At 36.1% G+C, this 23,186-nt stretch carries 26 protein-coding genes and 1 tRNA gene; 21 read left to right on the top strand and 6 right to left on the bottom strand.

Annotated features, from left to right (window positions below; all coding sequences use genetic code 11):
- Positions 1-10: 10 nt before the first annotated feature.
- Positions 11-463 carry a T9SS type A sorting domain-containing protein gene (locus H6W52_RS00340; RefSeq protein WP_185216368.1) on the bottom strand — a complete coding sequence of 151 codons (453 nt, stop codon included), beginning with the start codon at positions 461-463 and terminating at the stop codon, positions 11-13.
- Between the two features lie 162 nt (positions 464-625).
- Here H6W52_RS00340 and tpx point away from each other — a divergent pair, with 162 nt between their 5' ends.
- The 16 genes from tpx (at position 626) to H6W52_RS00260 (ending at position 11,327) form a co-directional block, all read left to right on the top strand.
- Complete coding sequence (gene tpx / locus H6W52_RS00335; protein WP_087710793.1) at positions 626-1,123, top strand: thiol peroxidase; 498 nt, start codon at positions 626-628, stop codon at positions 1,121-1,123.
- Positions 1,124-1,243: 120 nt separating this feature from the next.
- A complete protein-coding gene (locus H6W52_RS00330) occupies positions 1,244-2,455 on the top strand; it encodes a DUF763 domain-containing protein (protein WP_116098844.1) in 1,212 nt (403 codons plus the stop codon).
- A 163-nt stretch (positions 2,456-2,618) separates the two neighbouring features.
- Entirely contained in the window at positions 2,619-3,209 is a 591-nt protein-coding gene (locus H6W52_RS00325) for a Crp/Fnr family transcriptional regulator (RefSeq protein ID WP_116098843.1), read from the top strand.
- 76 nt (positions 3,210-3,285) lie between these two features.
- A complete protein-coding gene (locus tag H6W52_RS00320) occupies positions 3,286-3,693 on the top strand; it encodes a VOC family protein (protein ID WP_116098842.1) in 408 nt (135 codons plus the stop codon).
- Between the two features lie 357 nt (positions 3,694-4,050).
- On the top strand, positions 4,051-4,482 hold the full coding sequence (locus H6W52_RS00315; RefSeq protein WP_116098841.1) for a VOC family protein: 432 nt from the start codon (positions 4,051-4,053) through the stop codon (positions 4,480-4,482).
- A gap of 75 nt (positions 4,483-4,557) precedes the next feature.
- Positions 4,558-4,971 carry an SRPBCC family protein gene (locus H6W52_RS00310; RefSeq protein ID WP_116098840.1) on the top strand — a complete coding sequence of 138 codons (414 nt, stop codon included), beginning with the start codon at positions 4,558-4,560 and terminating at the stop codon, positions 4,969-4,971.
- A gap of 41 nt (positions 4,972-5,012) precedes the next feature.
- On the top strand, positions 5,013-5,258 hold the full coding sequence (locus H6W52_RS00305) for a hypothetical protein (protein ID WP_228457498.1): 246 nt from the start codon (positions 5,013-5,015) through the stop codon (positions 5,256-5,258).
- 148 nt (positions 5,259-5,406) lie between these two features.
- The gene (locus H6W52_RS00300; RefSeq protein WP_116098838.1) at positions 5,407-6,273 is read left to right on the top strand and encodes a VOC family protein; all 867 of its coding nucleotides are present in this window, start codon (positions 5,407-5,409) and stop codon (positions 6,271-6,273) included.
- A 115-nt stretch (positions 6,274-6,388) separates the two neighbouring features.
- Complete coding sequence (locus H6W52_RS00295; protein ID WP_116098837.1) at positions 6,389-7,222, top strand: SDR family oxidoreductase; 834 nt, start codon at positions 6,389-6,391, stop codon at positions 7,220-7,222.
- Positions 7,223-7,261: 39 nt separating this feature from the next.
- Positions 7,262-7,690, top strand: coding sequence for an SRPBCC domain-containing protein (locus H6W52_RS00290; protein WP_116098836.1), 429 nt, complete (start codon positions 7,262-7,264; stop codon positions 7,688-7,690).
- 18 nt (positions 7,691-7,708) lie between these two features.
- Complete coding sequence (locus H6W52_RS00285; protein ID WP_116098835.1) at positions 7,709-8,155, top strand: SRPBCC family protein; 447 nt, start codon at positions 7,709-7,711, stop codon at positions 8,153-8,155.
- Positions 8,156-8,257: 102 nt separating this feature from the next.
- Positions 8,258-8,716, top strand: coding sequence for a hypothetical protein (locus H6W52_RS00280; RefSeq protein ID WP_116098834.1), 459 nt, complete (start codon positions 8,258-8,260; stop codon positions 8,714-8,716).
- Between the two features lie 274 nt (positions 8,717-8,990).
- Positions 8,991-9,545 (top strand): RNA polymerase sigma factor, encoded by a 555-nt coding sequence (locus H6W52_RS00275; protein WP_228408211.1) that lies wholly within the window; start codon positions 8,991-8,993, stop codon positions 9,543-9,545.
- Between the two features lie 13 nt (positions 9,546-9,558).
- On the top strand, positions 9,559-9,900 hold the full coding sequence (locus H6W52_RS00270; RefSeq protein ID WP_116098833.1) for a hypothetical protein: 342 nt from the start codon (positions 9,559-9,561) through the stop codon (positions 9,898-9,900).
- Between the two features lie 86 nt (positions 9,901-9,986).
- Positions 9,987-10,259, top strand: coding sequence for a hypothetical protein (locus tag H6W52_RS00265; protein ID WP_116098832.1), 273 nt, complete (start codon positions 9,987-9,989; stop codon positions 10,257-10,259).
- 420 nt (positions 10,260-10,679) lie between these two features.
- Complete coding sequence (locus tag H6W52_RS00260) at positions 10,680-11,327, top strand: J domain-containing protein (RefSeq protein ID WP_116098831.1); 648 nt, start codon at positions 10,680-10,682, stop codon at positions 11,325-11,327.
- A 290-nt stretch (positions 11,328-11,617) separates the two neighbouring features.
- Here the strand turns inward: H6W52_RS00260 and H6W52_RS00255 are convergent.
- The 3 genes from H6W52_RS00255 to H6W52_RS00245 all read right to left on the bottom strand — a co-directional run bounded on the left by H6W52_RS00255 (position 11,618) and on the right by H6W52_RS00245 (position 16,614).
- A tRNA-Arg gene (locus tag H6W52_RS00255) sits at positions 11,618-11,689 on the bottom strand.
- A gap of 88 nt (positions 11,690-11,777) precedes the next feature.
- Positions 11,778-13,544, bottom strand: a complete 1,767-nt coding sequence (locus H6W52_RS00250; RefSeq protein ID WP_116098830.1) for a TonB-dependent receptor — start codon at positions 13,542-13,544, stop codon at positions 11,778-11,780.
- Between the two features lie 106 nt (positions 13,545-13,650).
- A complete protein-coding gene (locus H6W52_RS00245; RefSeq protein WP_116098829.1) occupies positions 13,651-16,614 on the bottom strand; it encodes a tetratricopeptide repeat protein in 2,964 nt (987 codons plus the stop codon).
- A gap of 249 nt (positions 16,615-16,863) precedes the next feature.
- Here H6W52_RS00245 and H6W52_RS00240 point away from each other — a divergent pair, with 249 nt between their 5' ends.
- From H6W52_RS00240 to H6W52_RS00225, 4 genes are read left to right on the top strand one after another with little or no spacing between them, the layout of a single operon-like run.
- Positions 16,864-18,534, top strand: a complete 1,671-nt coding sequence (locus tag H6W52_RS00240; RefSeq protein WP_116098828.1) for an APC family permease — start codon at positions 16,864-16,866, stop codon at positions 18,532-18,534.
- 4 nt (positions 18,535-18,538) lie between these two features.
- Positions 18,539-19,150: a hypothetical protein gene (locus H6W52_RS00235; protein WP_123891982.1), complete on the top strand. Its 612-nt coding sequence runs from the start codon at positions 18,539-18,541 to the stop codon at positions 19,148-19,150.
- A gap of 2 nt (positions 19,151-19,152) precedes the next feature.
- A complete protein-coding gene (locus tag H6W52_RS00230) occupies positions 19,153-19,491 on the top strand; it encodes a DUF962 domain-containing protein (RefSeq protein WP_087710749.1) in 339 nt (112 codons plus the stop codon).
- A 55-nt stretch (positions 19,492-19,546) separates the two neighbouring features.
- The gene (locus H6W52_RS00225; protein ID WP_087710746.1) at positions 19,547-19,894 is read left to right on the top strand and encodes a DUF4377 domain-containing protein; all 348 of its coding nucleotides are present in this window, start codon (positions 19,547-19,549) and stop codon (positions 19,892-19,894) included.
- Positions 19,895-19,929: 35 nt separating this feature from the next.
- On the opposite strand, the gene H6W52_RS00220 is transcribed toward H6W52_RS00225, so the two are convergent.
- Positions 19,930-20,880, bottom strand: a complete 951-nt coding sequence (locus H6W52_RS00220; RefSeq protein ID WP_116098826.1) for an SPFH domain-containing protein — start codon at positions 20,878-20,880, stop codon at positions 19,930-19,932.
- Positions 20,881-21,115: 235 nt separating this feature from the next.
- Complete coding sequence (locus tag H6W52_RS00215; protein WP_108409885.1) at positions 21,116-22,471, bottom strand: deoxyguanosinetriphosphate triphosphohydrolase; 1,356 nt, start codon at positions 22,469-22,471, stop codon at positions 21,116-21,118.
- A 162-nt stretch (positions 22,472-22,633) separates the two neighbouring features.
- Here H6W52_RS00215 and H6W52_RS00210 point away from each other — a divergent pair, with 162 nt between their 5' ends.
- Positions 22,634-23,179, top strand: a complete 546-nt coding sequence (locus tag H6W52_RS00210; protein ID WP_116098825.1) for a hypothetical protein — start codon at positions 22,634-22,636, stop codon at positions 23,177-23,179.
- Positions 23,180-23,186: the final 7 nt, after the last annotated feature.

Genomic DNA, 23,186 nt, shown 5'->3' with positions numbered 1-23,186 from the left:
AATAGTTTTTTTAAGGTTTTTTAATAATTTTAATAGGCTTGATGTCGGAGTTTTTGAAAACGATCATATAAACTCCCTGTTGAAGCGATCTGAGATCCAGTTGCTCAGAATCTAATTTAGTTTTGAAAACAAGCTTTCCGGAAAGATCATAGATTTCAGCACCTTCAATTTTTGATTTTGAATTCAGTTTAACGTAAATGAAATCAGCAGTAGGGTTGGGATAAATTTTCACATGGTCTTTTTCAAGTTCTGAAACTCCTAAAACCTGCAAAACAGACTGGTAAAACATTCCCATAGTTCCGGAATTTGCTTTGTCCGGATCTGTCGGAATCACGTAGATTTCTCCCACCGAATGCGTAAAGTTATCCGCAGAAACCGCTCCCGAGTTCATATTCCCGATCACAGACTGGGCAAAACCAAAAAAAGGAACTCCGAATAAGAATAGAGTAATTTTTTTTCTCATGGTCAATAATTTTAAGGACTTCGAATATAAATAAATTTTTGGTTATAAAGATGATTTTAAGATTTATGTCATTTTATTTTTTGTTTAAGTATTTTTAATCATTATTTGGATAGATAATTTTTCTTTTTTAGTTAAATTTGAAAAACAATAAAAAAATAAATTATGTCAAGTATTACATTAAAAGGAAACCCGGTAAATACAATAGGAAATCTTCCGTCAGTAGGAAGTACAATCAAAGATTTTGCTCTTTTAGATGCAGGACTGAATGTGAAAACTCTGGAAACTTTTGAAGGAAAGAAAAAAGTGTTCAACATTTTCCCGAGTATTGATACTCCGACTTGCGCATCATCCGCAAGAAAATTCAATGAAGAAGCTTCAGCTTTAGATAATACTGTTGTGATCAACGTATCTAAAGATTTGCCTTTTGCTTTGGGAAGATTCTGTGCTGCGGAAGGTCTGAACAATGTAGAAACCCTTTCCGATTTCAGAAGCAGTTTTGGAGACGATTACGAAGTAACCATTACAGATTCCCCAATGAAAGGTCTTTTGAGCCGTGCTGTCATTGTAGCGGATGAAAACAATAAAGTGGTTTATACAGAACAGGTTTCAGAAATTGCAGATGAACCGGATTATCAGGCTGCTTTGGCTGCGTTGAAATAAAATCGATCCATAAAAAATAGGAGTCCTGCACAGTCTGCAGGACTTTTTTCTTTCCTATTTTCCATAAAATTACTGATCACAATCATTAAAAATTAAAAACTTTCCGCTTACCTTTACACAATGAAACGTTCCGGAACCGCAGATTTACCCCTTCACTATGGCAAAGTACCGCCTTGGTTATATGAACGGATGTCGATTCTCGGGCTTTCTATTGTTGAGGTAATTCTCATGGAGTATGGAAAAGACGAAGTTCTCCGCCGACTGGCAGATCCTTTCTGGTTTCAGAGTTTTGGCGCGGTGATGGGAATGGACTGGCATTCTTCAGGAATTACAACTTCCGTAATGGGCGCTTTGAAGCGTTCCATCAATCCGAATTCTCAGTCGTTGGGATTGTATATTTGTGGCGGAAAAGGAAAATTTTCCCGCGAAACACCTTCAGAACTCCTTCAGATTGCCGATAAAACGGGTTTAAACGGAAATGATCTTGTAAAAGCCAGCAAACTTTCGGCGAAAGTAGATAACACCGCAATTCAGGATGGATATCAACTCTATCTGCATAATTTTATTCTGTCGGATAACGGAAACTGGAGTGTTGTTCAGCAGGGAATGCATGAATCGGACGGAACAGCAAGACGCTATCATTGGCATTCAGAAAATATTAAATCCTTTGTGGAAGAACCTCACACCGGAATCAATGGAATTTCAAGAGGAACTATTTTAAATCTTACAGATGCGGAAGCTTCCGGAAACAGAAAAGGAATTCTGGAAATTTCCCATACCGATTCTGCAGAAATCATGAGCGATTTTTCAAGATTAATTCTTCCCAATCATCACGATGTTCAGGCTTCTGATGTAGATTTGAAACGGCTTGGAGCACTTTTATACGTAACAAGAGAACAGCAGCCGCAAAATTTCGAAGATTTACTCATGCTCGAAGGTGTCGGTCCGCGAACCATGCAGTCTTTGGCTTTGGTAAGCGAAGTGATTCACGGTGCGCCGTCAAGATTCAAAGATCCTGCGAGATTTTCGTTTGCTCATGGCGGAAAAGACGGTCATCCGTTTCCGGTTCCTACCAAAGTGTATGATGAAAGTTTGCAGATTTTAAAATCAGGAATCGAAAAATCCAAACTGGGAAATTCCGACAAGTTAAAAACCTTAAACAAACTACACCAGATTATTGAATCAACTGAAAAGGATTTTACTCCCGATTTTGATATTCAGGAAGTAATTGAAGACGAAAGACAGAATTCATGGCGTTTCGGAGGGAAAACTGTTTTCGGTGATGCTCAAAAACCTTCGAATCCAAAACCTATTCAGCTTTCGTTGTTTTAAAATCTTTTAGTAATCTTTACGTTTTTTATTCTGAGTTAAATGAAAACATTGAAATTCAGTGTTTGATTTAGTAGATCATCCCACAAAATGTTATTTTCTTAGAGATTTACTTCATCATTTCCAATAAAAATTTTATTTTTAAAGCTTTGAAAACATTCACTTGATGAGCAATAAAGCCTTAGAAATCTGCTACGATTTTCCTTTTTTTCTCGATGATGAGCTTGAGGAAATATTTCAGGCACATGAAAAAGTTTCTTTTCATAAAGGAGATTTTATACTGAAAGAAGGAAAAACCGCCAACGAATATTATATTCTGGAGAAAGGTCTTGCCCGCTCATTTGTCAACGATTTTAACGGAAATGATGTAACGATTAATTTTTTTGTCGAAAATGAAATCATCATTGAAGTTTCTTCACTGTTTCAGAGAATTCCCACTCAGGAAAATATTGTCTGCATTACAGACTGCGAATGCTGGAAGTTTGATTTTGAAACTTTTCAGGAACTGTTTCATAAAATTCCGAATCTCAGAGAATGGGGGAGAGCATGGATGTCTCAGCAGCTTTTTATTGGTAAACAGCGTTCTGTAGAGATGTTTACCCTTTCCGCAACCAAACGTTATCTCAATCTTTTAGAGCAGAAGCCGCATGTAGTACAGTTTGCTCCCTTAAAGCAGATTGCCTCATTTCTGGGAATTACAGATACTTCCTTAAGCAGAATCCGTAAAGAGCTGGTTTCCCATCCGAAGAAAATTTAAATCTTGTCTTATGGCAAGTTGATTTTTATTTTAACTTGATAACTTTGAGTATAAGTTTAACAGAAAAAACAACAAAATGAAAATCAATCAGATTTACGTGAATCTTCCGGTGAAAGATGTACAGAAAACCAAAGAATTCTGGACAAAATTAGGCTTCCCAACTAATGATGAAATGTCAAACGACAAATCCGTTTGTGTTGTTATGAACGAAAATACCTATGTGATGTTTTTAACGGAAGAGTTTTTTCAGACTTTTTCAGAAAGGCCGATTCCGAAAGGAGATACAACGCAGGTTTTGGTCGCCATCAGTTTAGATACCCGCGAACAGGTAGATCAGATGGTAAGTACCGCTGTGGCGAATGGTGCAACACAGCATGAAGAACCGCAGGATTACGGATGGATGTATCACAATTCCTTTTGGGATATCAACGGACATGGCTGGAATGTAATGTTTGCAGATCCGTCCCAAATGCCTAAAGAGTAAAATTTAAATCAATACCATTAATTCTAACATAAATTTTGGTAAAATAAAATTTGTGCGGATATTTCTTTGTCATTTTTAAAAGAAATTTTCTTGAATCGTATGAGTTTAAAAAATCAATAAGATAGATTCTTCCTTCGTCAGAATGACAAACGATCTGTTCAATCTTTGCTGATTAAAATACTAATCACACAAATTTCAAAAATAATATTAGTGGTATTCGTGAAAAAATTAGTGCTATCTGTGTTTAAAAAAACTAATCACAAAAATGGGCTACACAAATTCCACAAATATTATTAGTGTTATTCGTGAAAAATATTAGAGCTATTTGTGTTTAAATCTAAAAAAAATAAAAAAATTATGGCTAAATTAAATCCTTACTTAAATTTTGATGGGAAAGCGGAAGAAGCTTTCAATTTTTATAAATCTGTTTTCGGCGGAGAATTCGTTGGTGAAATTTACAGAATGGGCAATGCTCCCGGAACTGAACATTTATCGGAAGAAGAGAAAAACAGAGTGATGCATATTGCACTTCCTGTTGGCGGAGATTTGCTCATGGCTTCAGACATCGTTCCAAGTTTCGGACAACAACTGAATGTGGGAAATAATAATTATGTTTCTGTTTTTCCGGATTCCAGAGATGAGGCCGACCGACTTTTTAAAGGGCTTTCTGAGGCCGGAAATGTAGAAATGCCGATTGAAGACCAATTCTGGGGAGACTATTTCGGAAGCTTTCAGGACAAATATGGTGTACACTGGATGATCAATTATAATGAAGAATACGTAAAATAGACTTATCTTTAAACTGAATTATATTGAAAGGGCAACTGAACTTTGGTTGCCTTTTACACCTTTAAAAATAATAATATGGAACCAATTCACATCGATATTACAATTCTGGCGCCTGTTCAGAAAGTTTGGGACTATTACAACGAACCTGAACATATTACCAAATGGAATTTTGCCCACGAATCTTGGGAATGCCCGAGTTCGGAAAACGATCTCAGAGTCGGAGGGCAGTTTAAAAACAGAATGGAAGCCAAAGATAAAAGCTTCGGATTCGATTTTGTGGGAACTTATGATGAAGTGATTCCGTATGAGAAGATCAGATATCATATTGAAGACGGAAGAAACGCAGAAGTAACTTTTGATAAAATGGACGAAAATACAACCAGCGTACAGATTATTTTCGATCCGGAAACACAGAATCCTGTCGAAATGCAGCGAGAAGGATGGTACGCAATTCTGAACAATTTTCATAAGTATGTAGAAAACAATTAAGAACAATTTTAATTTTCAGAATCATGATCAATTTAGTGATAATGGCAAAATGTTTAAGTTCCATTTGCGCGGTGAGTCATGTTGTGAGCGGAACTTTTTTACAGGGAATTCTTGCCGCTCCTGCGCAAAGAGCATTGGCAAAGGAAAAGATTGATTCTCTTGAAAAACTTTCAGATTATTCTGAAAAGGAAATCATGCAGCTTCACGGTTTCGGAAAAAATGCAATGCAGAAACTGAAAGCTTATATGAAAGAAAACCACGTTTCTTTTAAAATTGATACTGAATAGAAATTATACCGGGATCTACAAAATTTTCACTCTAAATTTTGATTAAATGCTTCATCGATAGTACAGATTCTGTTGAACTATGGATGATTATTCGTGAAAAAAAATTGTGGCTATTAGTGTTTAAAGCAAAAAAATAAAATTTAAAATTATGAACAACAATATTTTCCCGTGTCTCTGGTATGACGGAGACGCAAAAGAATCCGCAGATTTTTACTGCAAAATATTTGACGGAAAAATTACCACAGATACTCCGATGGTAATGAACATCGAACTTTTTGGTCAGAAAATGATGCTTCTGAACGGTGGTCCGCATTTCAGGAAAAATGCTTCGGTTTCTTTTATGGTCATTTGCGAAACGGAAGATGAGGTACAACGATACTGGGATCAGTTATTGGAAGGCGGAATCGCTTTAATGCCTTTGGATTCTTATTCCTGGAGCAAAAAATATGGCTGGCTGAAAGATAAATATGACGTAACCTGGCAAATATTTTTAGGAGAAAAACAAAGCGACCAAAAGATTATTCCTACTTTGATGTTTATCCACGAAAATAAAGGAAAAGCAATGGAAGCGATGGAATTGTACACTAAAGTTTTCCCGAATTCTAAAATCGGAAATATTTTAAGATACGGTGATGGAAGTGAAGGACATCCGACTCCCGAACCTGCTGAAAATATTCAGCATGCCCATTTTGAAATTGATGGCTACAGTTTCTTCTGTATGGACAATTCTTACGATCATCAGTTCGATTTCAATGAAGGAATTTCAATGGTTGTAATGACGGATGATCAGGAACAAACCGATCATTACTGGAATGCTTTAACGGCAGATGGAGGAAGGGAAAGTATGTGTGGCTGGCTAAAAGATAAGTTTGGCTTCAGTTGGCAGATTGTTCCCAAAAAGTTACTTGAGCTGATGAACGGATCAGATCCGTTAAAAGGGCAGAAAGTGTTTCAGGCAATGATGGGAATGCAGAAAATTGTCATTCAGGATCTCGAAGACGCTTATCATTCTTAATTTGACCGAAAGGAGGAAAATAAGGACTGAAATAATTTTAACCGTTCAGAACTTCCTGCTTCAGGCTTTTTCTTTTCGGCTTGCTGTTTGATGAGTATTCATAAAAGATTTGCTTATGAAGACACAGAACAAGTCAGACTCAAAATCTAAAGTTCCTAAAGACGGACTTTATCCCGAAATTATACGGAAAAGCTATTTGGGAAGCAAAAAACTTCAAAATAAAAAAGCGATAATTTCCGGAGGAGACAGTGGGATAGGACAGGCAGTTGCGGTTCATTTTGCGAGAGAAGGAGCCGATGTTGCAGTTATTTATAAAGAAAGTGATAAGGATGCGAAAGAAACACAAAAACTCGTAGAAAAAGAAGGTCGAAAATGTATTTTGCTGAAAGGGGATGTTTCAAAAAAAGCTTTCAGAACAAAATGTCTAGAGAAGATCAAAAAAGACTGGAAAACATTGGATATTCTTGTAAACAATGCGGGAATTCAGTTCCCTAAAAATGATATTGAAAAGATTTCAGACGATCAGATCCGGAAAACCTTTGATACCAATATTGTTTCTATGATTGCTTTCACCAGAGATTTTTTACCATTGCTGAAAAAAGGAAGCAGGATTATCTGTACTACATCCGTAACGGCATACCGCGGAAGCGATCATTTAATTGATTACTCGGCTACGAAAGGAGCGATTGCCACTTTCATCCGTTCTCTGGCGGTAAATATTGCTGAAAAAGGAATTTTGGTAAACGGCATTGCTCCGGGTCCAATCTGGACTCCTCTTGTAAAGGAAACTTTCGACGATCTGTCAATTTTTGGAAAAGACAATCCGTTAAAAAGAGCAGGGCAGCCATCGGAAGTTGCTCCCGCTTATGTTTTTCTGGCTTCGGAAGATTCCAGTTTTATAACGGGAGAAATCATTCATATTAATGGCGGAGACTTTGTAGGAGGATAAAATCTTAATTAAAATAACAGCTAGTTTATACAGTTTTTTATGGAAAAATTACATTTTGATATTCAGATCAATGCGGAAGCGGAAAAAGTGTGGAGTGTACTCTGGGACGATTTTTCTTTCAGGCAATGGACTTCTGCATTTACGGAAGGCTCTTTTTATCAGGGAAATTTAAAAGAAAATGAGATCATTAAATTTCTGGATCCCCAAAACAACGGGATGTTCAGTAAAATTGTTGCATTAATTCCCAATCAGGAAATTAAATTTCTCCATCTCGGTGAGATTTACAATGGAGTAGAAGCGCCGCAGAATTGGGGTGAAGCCACGGAAAGATATATTTTGACTGAAGATGAAAATACAACTCATCTGAAAGTGGAAATTCAGACTTTAGAACAGTTTAAAAGTTTTTTCGAAGAAAAATTTCCGGATGCCCTTTCCAATGTGAAGCATTTATCCGAAAACCAACTCTAAACATTTAATAAAAACAATATGGAAACTTTATCTTACGAAATCATCATCAACGCTCCCAAAGAAAAAGTCTGGGATGTTTTGTGGAATGAAAATACATACAGTGAGTGGACAAAATTTTTTAATCCCAACTCTTCATCTTTCATGAAATCTGACTGGAAAGTAAACGGGAAAACCTATTTTACAAATGCAGAAGGAGCAGGAATGGTTTCTACAATAGACAGTCTGGAAAAGCCGGATCAGATTGTTTTTAAACATTTGGGAATGCGAGATGAAGCAGGTAACGAAGATACAGAAAGCATGGAAGTGAAACAGTGGAGTGGCTGCTTTGAAAAATATTTTTTAATTGATTTTGATGGCAAAACAAAACTTCATGCCGAAGTACAGACTGAAAAAGATTGGGAAGAGCATATGAATACAGGCTTTACAAAAGGGCTGCAAATTGTAAAAGAACTTGCTGAAAAATAATTATTTTCGATGATTGTCTAATTATTTTAAGTTATATTTACTGGCTATAAAATTACGATTAATCATAGTCTAAATTATCTACTGAAAACAAAAAGACATCTTATGAAATTACTCACCATTCTTTTTACAACATTCGTTTTGTCTTTAGTAGCAACCAAAATTTTTCAGGGCGACTGGAATTTTCTGTTTTCAGGAAATTTGGGAATGGCTGTTTTCATCATATTTACAGGATTTTCTCATTTTAAGTTCCAGAAAGGAATGGCAATGATGATTCCTGATTTTATCCCGGCAAAACTATTTTGGGTTTATTTTACAGGTATTATTGAAGTTGCAGCCGGAATCGGATTGATGATTCCTTCCATTCGTGAACTGACTGCCATTTTATTGATAGTTTTTTACGTTTTGGTATTCATTGCCAATATCAATTCATCCCGAAAAAAGATCAATATTTTTAAAGCGGATTTCACAGGTCCTGGAATGACTTATCTGTATAAAGAAAGAATTCCGATGCAGATTATTTTAATTCTCTGGACTTGGTACTTCGGAATTTATCTGAATTAAAACATATCATTTAAAATAGAAACGGAAGGTTTAGCTTTCCGTTTTTTTGTTTAAATATAAATGGGATATAGATCTTTCAAAAATTTCATCATTAAAAATTAAACATAATAAAAGGATTTGTGTTACAAACGAAAAAAATATTGGTGTTATTCGTATTTCAAAATACGGATGAATAAAACAAAATCTTAATTTCTTAAAAATTATTTTAAATTTATTAAAGTAAAACAAAATTTTCAATCGTCATAGCAATATGGAGATTGTCGAAAAAATAACAATGCCACAGAAGGAGAAGGAAAATATTATCTCACAGACCGTTTCAAAGTACGGAGGAAAGCTGATGTCGTACATTCGTCCGAAAGTGAAAAATACGGAGGATGCGGAAGATATTCTGCAGGAAGTGTGGTATCAGTTCAGTAGTCTTACCAATCTTTCTGAGATTGTGAATGTTGGCGGTTGGCTGTACAGAGTAACGGCAAATAAAATCACGGACAAATACCGCAAGAAGAAAACCGAGAATCTTGAAGATTTCGTGTACGAAGATGAAGACGGCGATTTTTCCATTAAAGATATTCTGCTCATGGATGAAAGCGCAGGTCCCGAAATTAAAATGTTTCAGGATGAGATCTGGAAAAAACTTTTCGAAGCTCTGGATGAACTGCCGGAAAAGCAAAGACTGGTCTACGTGGAAAACGAACTCAATGACAAAACCCTTCAGGAAATTGCGGATGAGCATGGCGAAAACATTAAAACGATTATCAGCCGTAAAAATTACGCCGTAAAACATTTAAGAAACCGATTGAAAAAATTATACGAAGATTTAAACAGTTAGTAAATAAAAAGATATGAATCATAAACATAAAAAAGGCTGGATTTTTCTGATTCTTTGTCCGCCATTGATTTTTTTAGGCGTTACATGGATCGTGATGGCGCTCTGGAATTGCCTTCTCCCTGAAATTTTGGGCGTAAAATCTATTACTTTCTGGCAGGCAATGGGAATTCTTATTCTTAGTAAAATTCTTTTCGGAGGTTTCCATTTCGGAAAAGGGATGAGAGATTTTAAAGAAAAGAAAATGAGAGAAAAAATGATGCATCTTACACCCGAAGAAAGAGAAAAATTCAAAGAAGTCTGGAGAGACCGTTGTTCAGCAGGGTTTTTCAACAGGCACAACAGAACCAACGAATAGTAAAAATTTTAGAAGTAGTAAAGTAAAATGGAAATCTATTCGTCTATATAAAAAACAAGAAGTAGTAAAATTTAAAATTTTGAAAAATGAAAAATTCAGTATTAAAAGGCGCTTTGGCAGCTTTAGCCGTAGTAGGAGTTGCAGCAGTTGTTAAAAAAGCAGCGCAGAGAAAAAGATTTGTAAAGGGTATTTTTGATGAATACGGAATCAAAGAAAAATCTCCTTTCGGATTGGCGGATAAAATCAGAGAAATGAACGACGAGCAATATCAGGAGCTGAAAGGTAAGTTTAAAAAAGAATTCGCTTCAAGATGCCGCCACAGATGTTTCGAAAGAAAAGAAAACGTTGCAGAAGCATAATAAAAGTAACTCAATTGAAATTGTTTAATTCCGGCTCGGGAAGCTTCGCTTCCCGAGCCGGAATTTTTTACCGTCAGTGTGATAAGCGAAGCGAAGAAGCAATCTCGGAAATAGGATTTCGGTTCAGGCGGCGAAGCCGCCTGAACCGAAACATCAAAAAGATTTAAACAAACAAGCTTGAGATATTTTGATAAATGTTCTAAAGATAGCGTTCCTACGGAACGCCGAACGTTCTCTTAATATGACTTCTACACAGATAAAACTCCAAAGAGTTTTTAGGAATTTTACTTTATACGACTTTTTGTTTTTTAAAGAAAAAAATTAAAAGCATTAACACAACATTATTCGAGCTATTTGTGAAATTATACGTGCCATTTGCGTTTAAAAAAGAAAATAAAATCCTTATTTTTGCATAGTTTAATGAAAGATTACTACTATTTTCTCGGGATTTCTCACGATGCTTCGGAAGAAGACATCAAAAAAGCCTATCGGAAACTATCCTTAAAATATCACCCTGACAAAAATGATAACGATGACTTTTTTGCAGACCGATTCCGTGAAATTCAGGAAGCTTACGAAACATTGAGCGACAAAAGCAGAAGACATTCTTACGATCAGAATTTAGAAAGTCATCAGAAAAGCTTCAGGTACAATATTCCGCCTTCTATTAAAACTTTTACGGCAAACAAAATTCATGCGAAAAAAGGGGAGGAGATCATCATTAATTGGCAGACTCAAAATGCCGATGTGGTGAAAGTTTTACCTTTCGGACTGGAAAAACCTTATGGAGAAAGAGTTTTTAAAATAACAGAATTTAAAGACGGAAAATTCCAGATTTTGCTTCACGCTACGAATTCACTACTGCACAAAACAGCCGTTCAGGGCATTACGATTACCGAAGTTTTCGAAAACAATTCGGAAAAATTTAAAGATAAGGCAGAGGAATTATTTAAGTCACAGCCAAGAACTGTTGCAAATCCTCATGGACAGCCAAAAATCGCAAGAATTATTATCGGGGTAGTCTTACTAATTCTGGCGGTCTATTTCCTGTTAAAAAGCTTTAATTAAGCCATTTTCTTTCTTCCCGGGCACTTTTTACATCTTTTTCCCTTTTTAAATTTTTTGCAGCATGATTTCTTATCGCCGCAATACATTTCTTCGGTATTCATTGAAAAAGCAGGAGCTAATGGAGCTACTTTGAAAGGAACGATCATATTCATGATGCAAATATATTAATTTAGAATAAATCCAGATAATAAATTTTTAAAAAAATTAATGATATATATCAAAGTGATTTAAATGATTAGCAATGATGACTAATAAAAAAAGGACAAACATCAAATGTCTGTCCTTAAAAGTGACCGCAGAAGGATTCGAACCCTCACTGTCGGAGCCGAAATCCGAAGTTCTATCCATTAAACTATGCAGCCTATTTGAGTTGTAGGGTTTGAGACTAAGAGAGTTTTATAATCTGAATAAATAAACACTCAAACACAAAAACTCTCCCACCCTAAGACTCTAGAACGTAATCTTCACACCTCCCAAAATCTGTGCACCCAGAACTTTATAGCCTTGGTACGTCTGATATTTTGAGCTCAGAAGATTGTTTCCAAGCGCGAAAATACTGAAATTTTTGTGAATTTTATACTCTGCCGATAAATTTAAATCTGCATAACCTCCCACTTTATCGTTGGTGTTCTCTGTTGACTGATAGAATAGAGGACTTCCAACTCCCTGAATCATAAATGAATTCGTGGTTCTGTCGCTGGCAAAAATCCCTTTAAAACCTAACAATAATTTTTGATCCAACATCGTATATTTTGCTCCGATTGTTGCCGTAACCAAAGGTACGTTGTAGATATTTTCGTAGTTTTTAAGATCAAACTTGGTAAATTTTACTTCTCCGTCCAATACTAAATTTGCCAGAGGAAAATACTGTAAACTACCTTTGATATCTCCTACATTTCCGTCATCATACACCGCAGAAAAAGTATTAGCGAAGTTATAGGCAGAACGGTTCAGGGTAAAATTCGTGTCAAAAAGATCATTGGCTTTAAAGAACATAATGTCTCTCATTTTTCCGTACCCTGCAGAAACATCATACTTAAAAGTTTCATCAATATCTCCTCTTAAACCTACATAAAAATGATATTTTGTTTCAGTTGGTCTTAAATATTGGTCAGAAACAATGAAAGGATTCTGCTGTAGTAAATCCGAATACGTATTCAGCTTTAAACCTCCGTCAACTCCTCCGTAAAATTTAAACTCCTGTGCGGCAGCAACCTGAAATTCAGCTTCCGGAAACCAATAGGTCTTGTTGTTTTTCATTTGCTCAGCCATCAGATCATTCTGGTTTTTACCATTCAGAAACGCGAACTGAGATCCTAATTTCAGGTAAGAATCACCTTTTCTGAAAGTAACTTTCGGGCTCAGACTTGTATTAAAAAAGTTGGACGAATTTTTATCTCTGATTGAAAATTCAGTTTTTACCGTTTCCAGACCGACGCCTAAATCAGCATTTAAGCTGATACCTGATTTGCCGATTTCAACGCCATGTTTCGAGAAATTCGCCAAAACGGAAGCCTGATTTTCCTGAGCATCAAAATGATCTTTTAAGAAGGAAGACTTCACCCTCACATCATTCAGAATTTCGTTCGAATAAAAGTCATAATAACCGTTTACTTTAAACTGATTGACTCTCTGATCCAGATCAACATCATTGCTCGGAGTCAGGGCATAAATCCCGTAGTAATTATAGCTGTTCAAACCATATTCTGCATTCAGATTGAATTTTCCTTTATCTCCGTAAGAATTCAGGAAAGCTCCTAAAGTGGTCGAACTTTGCTTAGAATCCCAGTCGTATTCCTTTTTTAAACCCTGCGTTGAAAGAAAATGAGCATCCACTCCAACCTCAATTTTATTTTCCAGCGTTTTCGAAATATTTGCATCGCCCAGAATTTTACCGAAATTTCCCATTCCGAACTGGATATAGTTATTCTGAGCCGAACCTTCGAATTTCGGGGTTACATCTGCTCCCTGAATGGTTGATGTTTTAAAGTCCGAAACCGCAGGAACATCTGTAATGTTGTATTGTACAGGATTCTGAGATTTTTCTTCCGGCGGATAATTTTTAATGGTTTCTACCGAAGTTTTCTTTTTTTCGATCTTTTTTACTTCCGGTTCCCTTTTTTTATTGAGAATCAGTTTTTCTTCTTTGATCTGGGAAAACGCTACCGACGAAACCCCTAAAAATATGATGGATAATAATTGAATTCTTTTATTCATTACTTTTTGTATTAATAATGTACCAATTTATCAATGCAGCAATCTGGCAATGTATAGTTTGATTGATAAACTGTTACATTGATAAATTGATACATTAAATATATTTTTACTTTTTAATCTGCTTTTTAACTTCCTTCGCTTCTGCAACAATCTCAGGGAAATCCTTGTAGTTCTCAATGATTTGATCACAGGTATAACTTGCCTGATAATTGTCTTTCAGACCAACATAGTTTTTCGCCATCAGAACAAGTGCTTTTGCACCCCAATATTCTTCGGAAGCATAATTATTGGCTAATTTAAAGATCGTTTCATTAGAGGATTTAAACGCTTTTCCTTTGTTTTGATAATAAGCTTTCGCGTGGAGAGATTCTGCGGCAACCGAGGTATTTGATGATTTTTCAAGCGAAGCGTAAGCCGACTGTGCGTCTTTGTCTTTTCCTGAATTCATCAGACTTCTTGCCTTAATTACTTTTGCCGTCTCAATAACCGCCGCGGAGTTTTTATTGTTTGCAATCACCGCATCGGCTAATTTTTCGGCCTGAGAGAAGTTCTTTTCATCGGCATAAACTTTCATCAGTTCAACATTGGCGTAATTTTTAATGTTGACGTCTGATGAGTTTTTAATATTTTCAAGATATTTTTTAGCTTCAGCCGTATTCCCTTGATTGACAAAGATTTGTGCTAAACGGGTTTGTGCATCATCCTGATAATCGTTCTGAACATTGGCAACTTCCTGTAAAACCAACAGAGCTTTTGTAGTGTCTTTGGTCTGATAATAACTTTCACCAAGCTCATATTTTGCCTGATAAAGCCCTTCTCCGGTAGGATTCTGCGTTAAATATTTTTCGTAGTAAGAAATCGCGTTTTTATAATCTTTTTTCGTGAAATACTGTTTTGCAGTCGATAAATTAATTTCATCAATTTCTGATGCATCAATATTAACCCCTAAATTTCTTGCGAAAGTTTCATAGCCTGAAACATCCCCGTTTTTCGTGAAGATTGGTTTCGCCGCCTGAACAATTTTTTCAGCATAGGCTGTATTTTTGTACTGTTCGCCAAGCGATCTCAGTTCAGATAAAGCCTTATCACTCTGGTTCTGGTCAATGTAGTTTTGTGCTCTGTAAATCGATGCATTGGCAACCAAATCTTTATCAGATGAAGTTTTAATCACTTTATTAAAGTAATCATTTGAATTACTGAAATCGTCCTGTGCTGCGTAAGCTGTACCTATTTCGTATTGTGCATCGTCATAATAATCAGAATCCGGATATTTGGATAAAAGGTTTTTCAGGTTGGTAATTTTCGCCTGAGTATCACCTTTAAATCCTAAAGCCATTGCTTTCTGATACAGTGTATAATCTGTTGCGTCTTCGTTTTTATCATAAATGGCAATCGCTTCGTTCAGGTTATTATTCGCATAATTAATATCTGCCAAACGAAGTTCTGCATCATTTTTAAATTCAGGTTTCGGATTTGCTAAATATTGCTTAAAATACGTTTCCGCCTGATCGAATTTTTTAGATTTGAAATAAGCATAGCCTAAATCATAAGGAAGCTGCTGCTTTTCAGGGAAATTTTCGCCTAATAATTTTTCATAGCGGGCGATTGCGGAAGGGTAGTTTCCTTTCTGATAATACACCTGTCCTAACCAGTATAATGCTCTGTTGTTGAATTCTTTATTGATGTTGAATCCTAAACTTCTTAAGAAATAATTTTCCGCTTCATCATAATTTCCTTTGTTGAATTCTTCCGTTCCCAAAAGATAAGAAACTTCCTGATCGATTTTATTGATTTCCGGCGTTGAGCTTTGTAAACGGTCAATCGCGTTCAGTGTTTCCTTATAATTTCCGGAATATAAATAGGATTTCACCAAAAGCGATCTCATTTCCGAAGCATTCGCGCCGTTTTGGTTTTCATTAATATAATTCTGGATTACCGTCGAAGCACTTTCAAACGGATTTCCGATGTCGTAGCTTAATTTAGCGTACTGTTCATGCGCAAGCTTTTTTACATTCTTATCATAATTCATCTGATACGCAGAACGGAAAGCAGAAAGTGCTTCCTGTTTTTTACCAACCGCCAGATAAGCATTTCCAAGCTGATAATAAGCATTCTGAGCCAATGCAGAATTGCTGTTCAGTAATTGATTGTAATAAGAAACTGCTTCGTCATACTTTTTAAGCTGAGCCGCTACAAATCCCATCTCATAAAGATCGTTTTCAGACGGATTTTGCTGAACGCTCAGATAATCTTTCAAATGTGGGTACGCCGAAGTGTAATCATCTTTCATGAAATAACTTTCACCGATGATCTTATGAACTTCTGCTTTGTAAGATTCCGAAATATCTTCATTCAGTAAAGCAGTTCCTTCGGAAATCGCTTTATCGTAATCTTTGTCATTGTAGTACATCTGAACATAGTAAGGACGCACCAGTTTAGAATATTTCGGTTCTTCTTTAATGGAATCAAAATAACGGAACGCCTTGTCATTCTGTCTGTTGGAATAATACAAATGTCCCAACATATAAGCAATATCGCCTTTTTGGGACTGGTCTGCTGTTTTATAAGCTTCTTCCAGTGCATCTGTTGCGCCTTTGGAATCGCCCATCATGAATTTGGCATAGCCCAGTTTCAGAATGTACTGTGTATTTTCTTCTTTTGAAAGCTGATATTGGTTTACTTTTTTCAGCGTTTCCAGAGCTTTGGCGAAATCTTTTTTAGCCAAATAATAATCAGCCAACGGTAAATTTGCCTGTGCAAAATAAGCAGAGTTCGGATATTCTTTCATGAAAGCGGTTAATCCTTCTTCCGCATGATTTTTCTGAAGAATAACGCCGATCACGTTATCAAAAAACTGCGCAGCTTCTTTCCTCGAACGCGACAAATGCTGATTGTAGAAATATTGTCTGGCGTATTCGTATTGTGAAGCGTTGTATATTTTGGTCTGATAAAGATTTTCAGCGAGATTGAATCTGTAGTTTTCTTTTTGGGTAAAGTACTGAGACTGTTGCGCATCGGAGATCCCGAAATACATTACAGCAGCCGCTAAAAGTATTTTTTTCGATTTCATTAATTTTAAATTTTAGCATGAAGAAGCCTGAAAATCAGGTTCAGATATTTAAAATTACGGGAATTTTTATCCACAATTTATCAACGAAAATATTGAAAAGATATTGTATAAGCAAGCGTTTTAACACATTGTTAGTAACCAAATTTTTTTTTAAGACTTCTTAACTTTTTAATAAGAAACCTTAAGAAAATAAAAATTATTTCAGAGAAATAATTACATTTGCTTTTTTCGAATCAAATATAGAATTGAATGAATCAACTTTTTAGAAGAAAAATCTATTCAGAGACAGACACATCTACGAGTTTATTGAGGGTTTTGGGTGTTTGGGACATCGTATTTTTTGGTATTGCCGCCATCATCGGAGCCGGAAGTTTCAGCAGTTTGGGAGAAGCCGTCTTCAGAGGAGGTCCCGGTGTGATCTTACTATATTTGATTTGTGGTTTTGCGTGCGGTTTTACAGCACTTTGCTATGCAGAATTTGCGAGCAGAATTCCTACTGCGGGTTCCGCGTATACTTATGCCTATGCAAGTTTCGGGGAATTAATTGCCTGGATCATCGGCTGGGCGCTGATTATGGAATATTCTTTCGGGAATATCTACGTTGCCTTTTCGTGGTCGGATTATTTTACAAGTTTCCTGCACCGTTTAGGAATGCATATTCCTGATTATCTTACGTGCAGTTATACCGAAGCTAAAAAAGCTTTTATGAGCGGTTCTGAAAACAAAGAACTTATTAATGCATGGACGAATGCTCCGTTAATCGGAGGTTTAAAATTCATCGTTGATGTTCCGGCTTTGGTCATCAACGGATTGATTACATGGCTTTGTTATGTAGGAGTTAAGGAAAGTAAAAACTTCAATAACGCTTTGGTAATCCTGAAATTAGCGGTGATTGTTTTAGTGATTTTAGTAGGATTTGCTTACATCAATACAGATAACTGGACGCCTTTAAATCCGGAAACTCAGGTTACTTCTTTCATGCCGAATGGTTTTGCAGGCGTAATGAGTGCGGTTTCGGGGGTTTTCTTCGCTTATATCGGGTTTGATGCCTTAAGTGTGCTTTCGGAAGAAACAAAAGATCCTCAGAAAACACTTCCGAAGGGAATGATCATTTCTCTGGTATTGTGTACATTTATTTATATTGCTTTAACGCTGGTTCTTACCGGAATGGTGGATTACAGAAAATTTGACGGTGTTGGAGATCCGCTTTCCTTTATTTTTGAAAAAGGAAACGCCAATGTTGCATGGATGGAACTTGTCGTTTCGTTTGTAGCCATTGTAGCGATTACAACTGTTCTTTTGGTGTTCCAGATGGGACAGCCGAGAATCTGGTACGCCATGAGCCGTGACGGACTGATGCCGCAGAAATTTCAGGAAGTACATCCAAAATATAAAACGCCTTCGTTTGCGACTTTGGTTACGGGAATTGTTGTCGGAATTCCGATTTTATTTACCGATAAATCTTTCATTCTCGATTTCACAAGTATCGGAACCATTTTCGCGTTTGTTTTGGTTTGTGCGGGAGTTTTAATGCTTCCGGCTAAACAAAAGATCAAAGGAAGATTTCATTTGCCTTACGTCAACGGGAAGCTTATCTTTCCTCTTATTTTCATCGGCGGATTAGTGGTTTTCTATTTCTGGCAGCCTGATTTTTTCCATAATTTAATGGACTGGAAAGATCCTAAAGAAGGTGAATTCAGAGCTTCTATTTTCTTCTTTATTCTGGTTAATTTACTGCTTTGTGTATTGGCATTTGTTAAAAATCTTTCACTGATTCCGTTAATCGGTTTAAGCTCTTGTTTATATCTTCTTACAGGAATGAGCCATGACAACTGGTTCTGGTTTGGACTGTGGTTTGCTATAGGTTTGGTAATTTATTTCTGCTACGGATACCGAAACAGCAAATTGGGTAAAGCTTAATTGTATGATGAAATATCTGCTTGTTTTTTCGCTTCTGATATTGGGAGGCTGTAAAAAGACATCTGATCATGAAGGCAACTCCCAAACAAACCGTGCAGAAGTAAAACGGAGTTATAAGGAATGTTTAACAGCAATTCATCAAAAAACAGAAGCAGAGAAAAAGCAGTATTTTTTTAAATTTATCAATAATGATGTTCCTCAATTCTGGGCAAAAACGCCATGGTCTTTTGCAGGAACTTCCAGAGAGCCGAAGAAGGGAAGTATTGCCTGCGGATATTTTGTAACGAATACTTTATCGGATTACGGTTTTGATATCAACAGAACGTATCTTGCGCAGCAGGCTTCTTCTGTAATGATTAAAAAGCTTTGTACAGAGATAAAATATTTCAGCAAAAGACAGGATCTGGAGCATTATATTTTAGGTAAAAATAAAAATCAGGTTTATATTGTTGGACTGGATTTTCATACAGGTTACATTACCCGCGAAAACAAAGATACTTATTTTATTCATTCCAATTACATTAAGAATGAAGGTGTAATAAAGGAACTGACTAAAAATTCACGTGCATTGAATGCTTCTGAAACTTTTATGATTGGAACTTTAAAGTACAAATAATCATGTCTGAAAGAATTAAAACCTTCAAAGAGTTCTATGAGTTTTATCTTACGGAACACAGTAAAACAGGAACCAGAATCTTTCATTTTCTGGGCACATTGCTTGTCTTTTTCGTCATAGGATATGTTATCAGCTCCGGAAAAGAACGGTTTCTCTGGTACGTCCCGATCTTTGGGTACGGATTTGCATGGTTCAGTCATGCAGTGATTGAAAAAAATAGACCTGCAACCTTCAAATATCCGCTTTGGTCGCTGATCTCAGATTTCAGACTTTTTTTCGAACTGCTGATCGGGAAACAGAAGTTTTGGGGAGTTTCAGATAAAAAAACTGCTGAAAAGTAAATTTTAAGATCATTTCACGGCACAGTAATTGCAACCCTGTCCTAAAATTTTATTTATGAAAAATTTCACAACATTTTTAAAAGTAACGTTTTCGGCAATTTTTGTTATGATTCTTACACAATGTACAACTTCTTCCAACGTTGCTGCTGCGAACGAAAAAACATTTATTGTAGGTCCTGAAACCGCAGACTGCACCGGAGTTGCACCCATGAAATGTCTTCAGGTAAAAGAAAACGCTTCAGATTCGTGGACGAATTTTTATACCAATATCGAAGGCTTCACTTATGAACCGGGTTATGAATATGTTTTAAAAGTAAAAACAGAAAAAATAGAAAATCCTCCGGCAGACGGATCTTCCATAAAATATACTTTGGTAAAGCAAATATCTAAAACTAAAAAATAAACAATAAAACCTCCGGAATTTCCGGAGGTTTTGCTTTATCTGTTGCTGTTTGTATTGTGATCGTGATCATTCGGCGGTTTGGGATAATTTCCTTTGGTCATTTCTCCTACGGTATTGGCAGTGGTCATGGCGGCCACAAGATCATTCAGCATTCCGCTTGCTGCGGTGGGAGAATTGGGCAGTAAAACAAGATTGCTTCTGTTGCTTGCTCCTACGGAATGAAGCGTGTCATAATGCTGCGTTACAACAATAAGAGCAGAGGCTTCGTGAGAGTTGATATTAACGTTGTTCAGCATTCTTACAGATTCTTCCAGACCTTTTGCAATTTCTCTTCTCTGGTCTGCAATACCTTGTCCCTGCAGTTTTTTAGATTCTGCTTCGGCTTTTGCCACGGCTACAATTCTTATTCTCTGGGCTTCAGATTCGTATTCTGCGGCTGTTTTTTCTCTTTCGGCAGCGTTGATTCTGTTCATGGCGTGTTTTACCTGCTCATCCGGATCGATATCTGTAACCAGAGCTTTGATGATATCATATCCGTAACTCTGCATGGCTTCCTGAAGTTCTGCTTTTACGGCGATGGCAATATCATCTTTTTTTAAGAAAACATCATCCAGTTTTAATTTCGGAACTTCGGCTCTTACGACATCAAAAACATATGATGTAATCTGGTCGTGCGGACTTTCCAGCCTGTAAAAAGCATCGGCAACTTGAGTTCTGATGACCTGAAACTGTACGGAGATCTTCATTTTCACAAAAACATTATCCAGAGTCTTCGTATCAATCATTACATCCAGTTGCTGGATTCTGAGGTTCATCCTTTTTGCGATCCTGTCCAGATAAGGGATTTTAAGCTGCAAACCTGCATGACGGACGGAGTGAAATTTTCCGAGTCGCTCTACAATGGCCGCAGTTTCCTGTTTCACCGTGAAAAAAGAAGCAAATAAGGTTACCAATCCGATAAAAACAATAATTCCTAAATATGTCATAATTTGATTTTTTTATGGGGTGTAAATTTTTATTTAACTGAAAAACATTTGTCTGTGTTTGTTTAAATATATAAAAAATAATTTAAACGTTACAGCTATAACAATCAGCAGTTGTTATCAACAGGGAAAAAAAATACGCTAAGTTTAAGACGAAAAAAAACTTCAACAATTTTAAATTGAAGAAGTTCCTGATTTTTTAAATCCTGATAGTCGTTTTTGTTTATCTAAAAAGCAATTACACCGTCATTCCGATGTCGATTCCTTTAATTTTACGGTAAAGATCGGTTGCATAATTGTCGGTCATTCCTGAAACAAAATCTATTACTCCCAAAACTTTCTGGTAATCTGTTCCATCGTCGTATACAAACTGTTTAGGTAATAGTTTTAACGCTTTTTTGTCGTAAGATTTTCTTTCATCGTGCGATTTAAGAATAGACGGAATAAAATGATCCAGCAATTCGTACATTACATTATAACCTGCATTTTCAATTTCCACAACGGCTTTATGGTTGTAGATTTTTTCTATCGAGAAAGATTCAATATCCTGTAAAGCATTATTTTCAGATTTATAAATATCCAGAAGACCTTTTTCTAAATTTCCTTCCAGAATGGTATTAAAGTTATTTTTATAAAGCTCAATTGATTTATTGATTAATGCATTGATTACTTTAGCTCTTAAATAAGAAATCTGTTCGTTTTCATTTCCAATGGAATCCAGTTTGTCTTTTACTCGTTTTATGTCGTCTGTTTCAGATTTTACCAATTCAAAAAACAGGTTTTTGCAGTCCGCGGTAGAAACGATTCCCAATCGGTGCGCATCTTCCATGTCGATAATATTGTAACAGATATCATCTGCAGCTTCAACCAGCCAGACAAAAGGATGTCTTTTAAAAATATAAGGTTCTTCGCTTTCTGAAATTAAATTTGTGCCTTTTGCAATTTCAAGGAAAATATCTTTTTCATTCTGAAAGAATCCGAATTTTTTACGGTGAATGATTCCTTTCTTTTTAGCAATCGCTTCACACGGATATTTGGCGATACTTGCCAAAGTGGAAAACGTAAGCTGAATTCCTCCCGCATCTTTTCCCTGCTGTTGCTGCGCAAGAACCCTTATTGCATTGGCGTTTCCTTCAAAATTCACCAGATCCGCCCATTCTTTTTCATTGAATTTCGGTTTTAAATCAGATTCATTTCTTTCAAAATAACTCGCAATCGCATCTTCTCCGGAATGTCCGAAAGCGGGATTTCCGACATCGTGACACAGACACGCTGCTGCAATAACATTTCCTAAATTATGAAGGTAAAAGTTTTTGGAATCTTCAGTAAGATCATTTTTAAATTCGTCATGAATAAACTCACCCATTACACTTCCCAGACTTCTTCCAACGGACGAAACTTCCAGTGAATGCGTTAAACGGTTGTGTACAAAAACACTTCCCGGAAGCGGAAAAACCTGCGTTTTATTCTGCAGTCTGCGAAAAGCCGAAGAGAAAATAATTCTGTCAAAATCCCTCTGAAAATCCGTTCTTGAAGCCTTTGTCTGTGGATTGTTTCCGGTACGCTGATTCGTGAAAATCTGGTTTAAGTTCATCATTTTTCAAAATTACTTCAAATTTTATTTTTTACGAACTAATCGGAAGGATTTTTCTGAAAAATATCGTGTTTCCCGCTTTTGTTTTTCCGTAAAATACCTGTGACATTTTGCAGATTTTCATCGTAATTTTAGGATCATTAACTCCAAAAAACTGAAATCATGTCCGAATTTTTTAAACAAATCCTTGGAAGCACGATTATTACCGGATTTTTCACCGCAGTAATCGCATATTTTTTTCACAAAAGAACAGAAAAATACAATTCCGTTTTGAAAAGGGAATTTGAAGCGTTATCCAAAAAAGATACCGCTTATTTTGAATGGCGAAAAAATACCGTAGAATTGTTAGGACAGGTTTACATTCATCTGAACCGTTTAAAGCTTGCTTTTCAGAACAAATATTCTAAAGTACAGGAATATGACAGATTTTATGAAGATGAAATTATTTTAAAATCCAATCAGCACATCAGAGATCTGCTCATCAATAACGGTCATGCTTTGCCTCCTGAATTACTGGACGAAGCCACAAAACTGATCGAACATTTCGATGTGTGGTTAACGAAATACAATCAAATAAGAATTTTGGATAAAGATTTTAATTCAAAACAAATTTACGTAGGACCGGATGGTTTCCGCTTTCCTGAAAATGCCGAAAGACTGTTCAAAGAAAAATATGTTGAAATGTTTAATGAATTGCATCGGGCTTAATTTTTTT

This window comes from Chryseobacterium sp. C2(2020), from assembly GCF_014218915.1.
GTDB lineage: Bacteria > Bacteroidota > Bacteroidia > Flavobacteriales > Weeksellaceae > Chryseobacterium > Chryseobacterium mucoviscidosis.
Note: the sequence above shows the minus strand (reverse complement) of the source record. Positions and strands in the feature narration are given on the sequence as shown.

Bases quoted from the DNA above. Each gene is read 5' to 3' on its own strand.
- H6W52_RS00340 (WP_185216368.1), bottom strand. From the start codon at position 463: ATGAGAAAAAAAATTACTCTATTCTTATTCGGAGTTCCTTTTTTTGGT.
- tpx (WP_087710793.1), top strand. From the start codon at position 626: ATGTCAAGTATTACATTAAAAGGAAACCCGGTAAATACAATAGGAAAT.
- H6W52_RS00330 (WP_116098844.1), top strand. From the start codon at position 1,244: ATGAAACGTTCCGGAACCGCAGATTTACCCCTTCACTATGGCAAAGTA.
- H6W52_RS00325 (WP_116098843.1), top strand. From the start codon at position 2,619: ATGAGCAATAAAGCCTTAGAAATCTGCTACGATTTTCCTTTTTTTCTC.
- H6W52_RS00320 (WP_116098842.1), top strand. From the start codon at position 3,286: ATGAAAATCAATCAGATTTACGTGAATCTTCCGGTGAAAGATGTACAG.
- H6W52_RS00315 (WP_116098841.1), top strand. From the start codon at position 4,051: ATGGCTAAATTAAATCCTTACTTAAATTTTGATGGGAAAGCGGAAGAA.
- H6W52_RS00310 (WP_116098840.1), top strand. From the start codon at position 4,558: ATGGAACCAATTCACATCGATATTACAATTCTGGCGCCTGTTCAGAAA.
- H6W52_RS00305 (WP_228457498.1), top strand. From the start codon at position 5,013: ATGGCAAAATGTTTAAGTTCCATTTGCGCGGTGAGTCATGTTGTGAGC.
- H6W52_RS00300 (WP_116098838.1), top strand. From the start codon at position 5,407: ATGAACAACAATATTTTCCCGTGTCTCTGGTATGACGGAGACGCAAAA.
- H6W52_RS00295 (WP_116098837.1), top strand. From the start codon at position 6,389: ATGAAGACACAGAACAAGTCAGACTCAAAATCTAAAGTTCCTAAAGAC.
- H6W52_RS00290 (WP_116098836.1), top strand. From the start codon at position 7,262: ATGGAAAAATTACATTTTGATATTCAGATCAATGCGGAAGCGGAAAAA.
- H6W52_RS00285 (WP_116098835.1), top strand. From the start codon at position 7,709: ATGGAAACTTTATCTTACGAAATCATCATCAACGCTCCCAAAGAAAAA.
- H6W52_RS00280 (WP_116098834.1), top strand. From the start codon at position 8,258: ATGAAATTACTCACCATTCTTTTTACAACATTCGTTTTGTCTTTAGTA.
- H6W52_RS00275 (WP_228408211.1), top strand. From the start codon at position 8,991: ATGCCACAGAAGGAGAAGGAAAATATTATCTCACAGACCGTTTCAAAG.
- H6W52_RS00270 (WP_116098833.1), top strand. From the start codon at position 9,559: ATGAATCATAAACATAAAAAAGGCTGGATTTTTCTGATTCTTTGTCCG.
- H6W52_RS00265 (WP_116098832.1), top strand. From the start codon at position 9,987: ATGAAAAATTCAGTATTAAAAGGCGCTTTGGCAGCTTTAGCCGTAGTA.
- H6W52_RS00260 (WP_116098831.1), top strand. From the start codon at position 10,680: ATGAAAGATTACTACTATTTTCTCGGGATTTCTCACGATGCTTCGGAA.
- H6W52_RS00250 (WP_116098830.1), bottom strand. From the start codon at position 13,544: ATGAATAAAAGAATTCAATTATTATCCATCATATTTTTAGGGGTTTCG.
- H6W52_RS00245 (WP_116098829.1), bottom strand. From the start codon at position 16,614: ATGAAATCGAAAAAAATACTTTTAGCGGCTGCTGTAATGTATTTCGGG.
- H6W52_RS00240 (WP_116098828.1), top strand. From the start codon at position 16,864: ATGAATCAACTTTTTAGAAGAAAAATCTATTCAGAGACAGACACATCT.
- H6W52_RS00235 (WP_123891982.1), top strand. From the start codon at position 18,539: ATGATGAAATATCTGCTTGTTTTTTCGCTTCTGATATTGGGAGGCTGT.
- H6W52_RS00230 (WP_087710749.1), top strand. From the start codon at position 19,153: ATGTCTGAAAGAATTAAAACCTTCAAAGAGTTCTATGAGTTTTATCTT.
- H6W52_RS00225 (WP_087710746.1), top strand. From the start codon at position 19,547: ATGAAAAATTTCACAACATTTTTAAAAGTAACGTTTTCGGCAATTTTT.
- H6W52_RS00220 (WP_116098826.1), bottom strand. From the start codon at position 20,880: ATGACATATTTAGGAATTATTGTTTTTATCGGATTGGTAACCTTATTT.
- H6W52_RS00215 (WP_108409885.1), bottom strand. From the start codon at position 22,471: ATGAACTTAAACCAGATTTTCACGAATCAGCGTACCGGAAACAATCCA.
- H6W52_RS00210 (WP_116098825.1), top strand. From the start codon at position 22,634: ATGTCCGAATTTTTTAAACAAATCCTTGGAAGCACGATTATTACCGGA.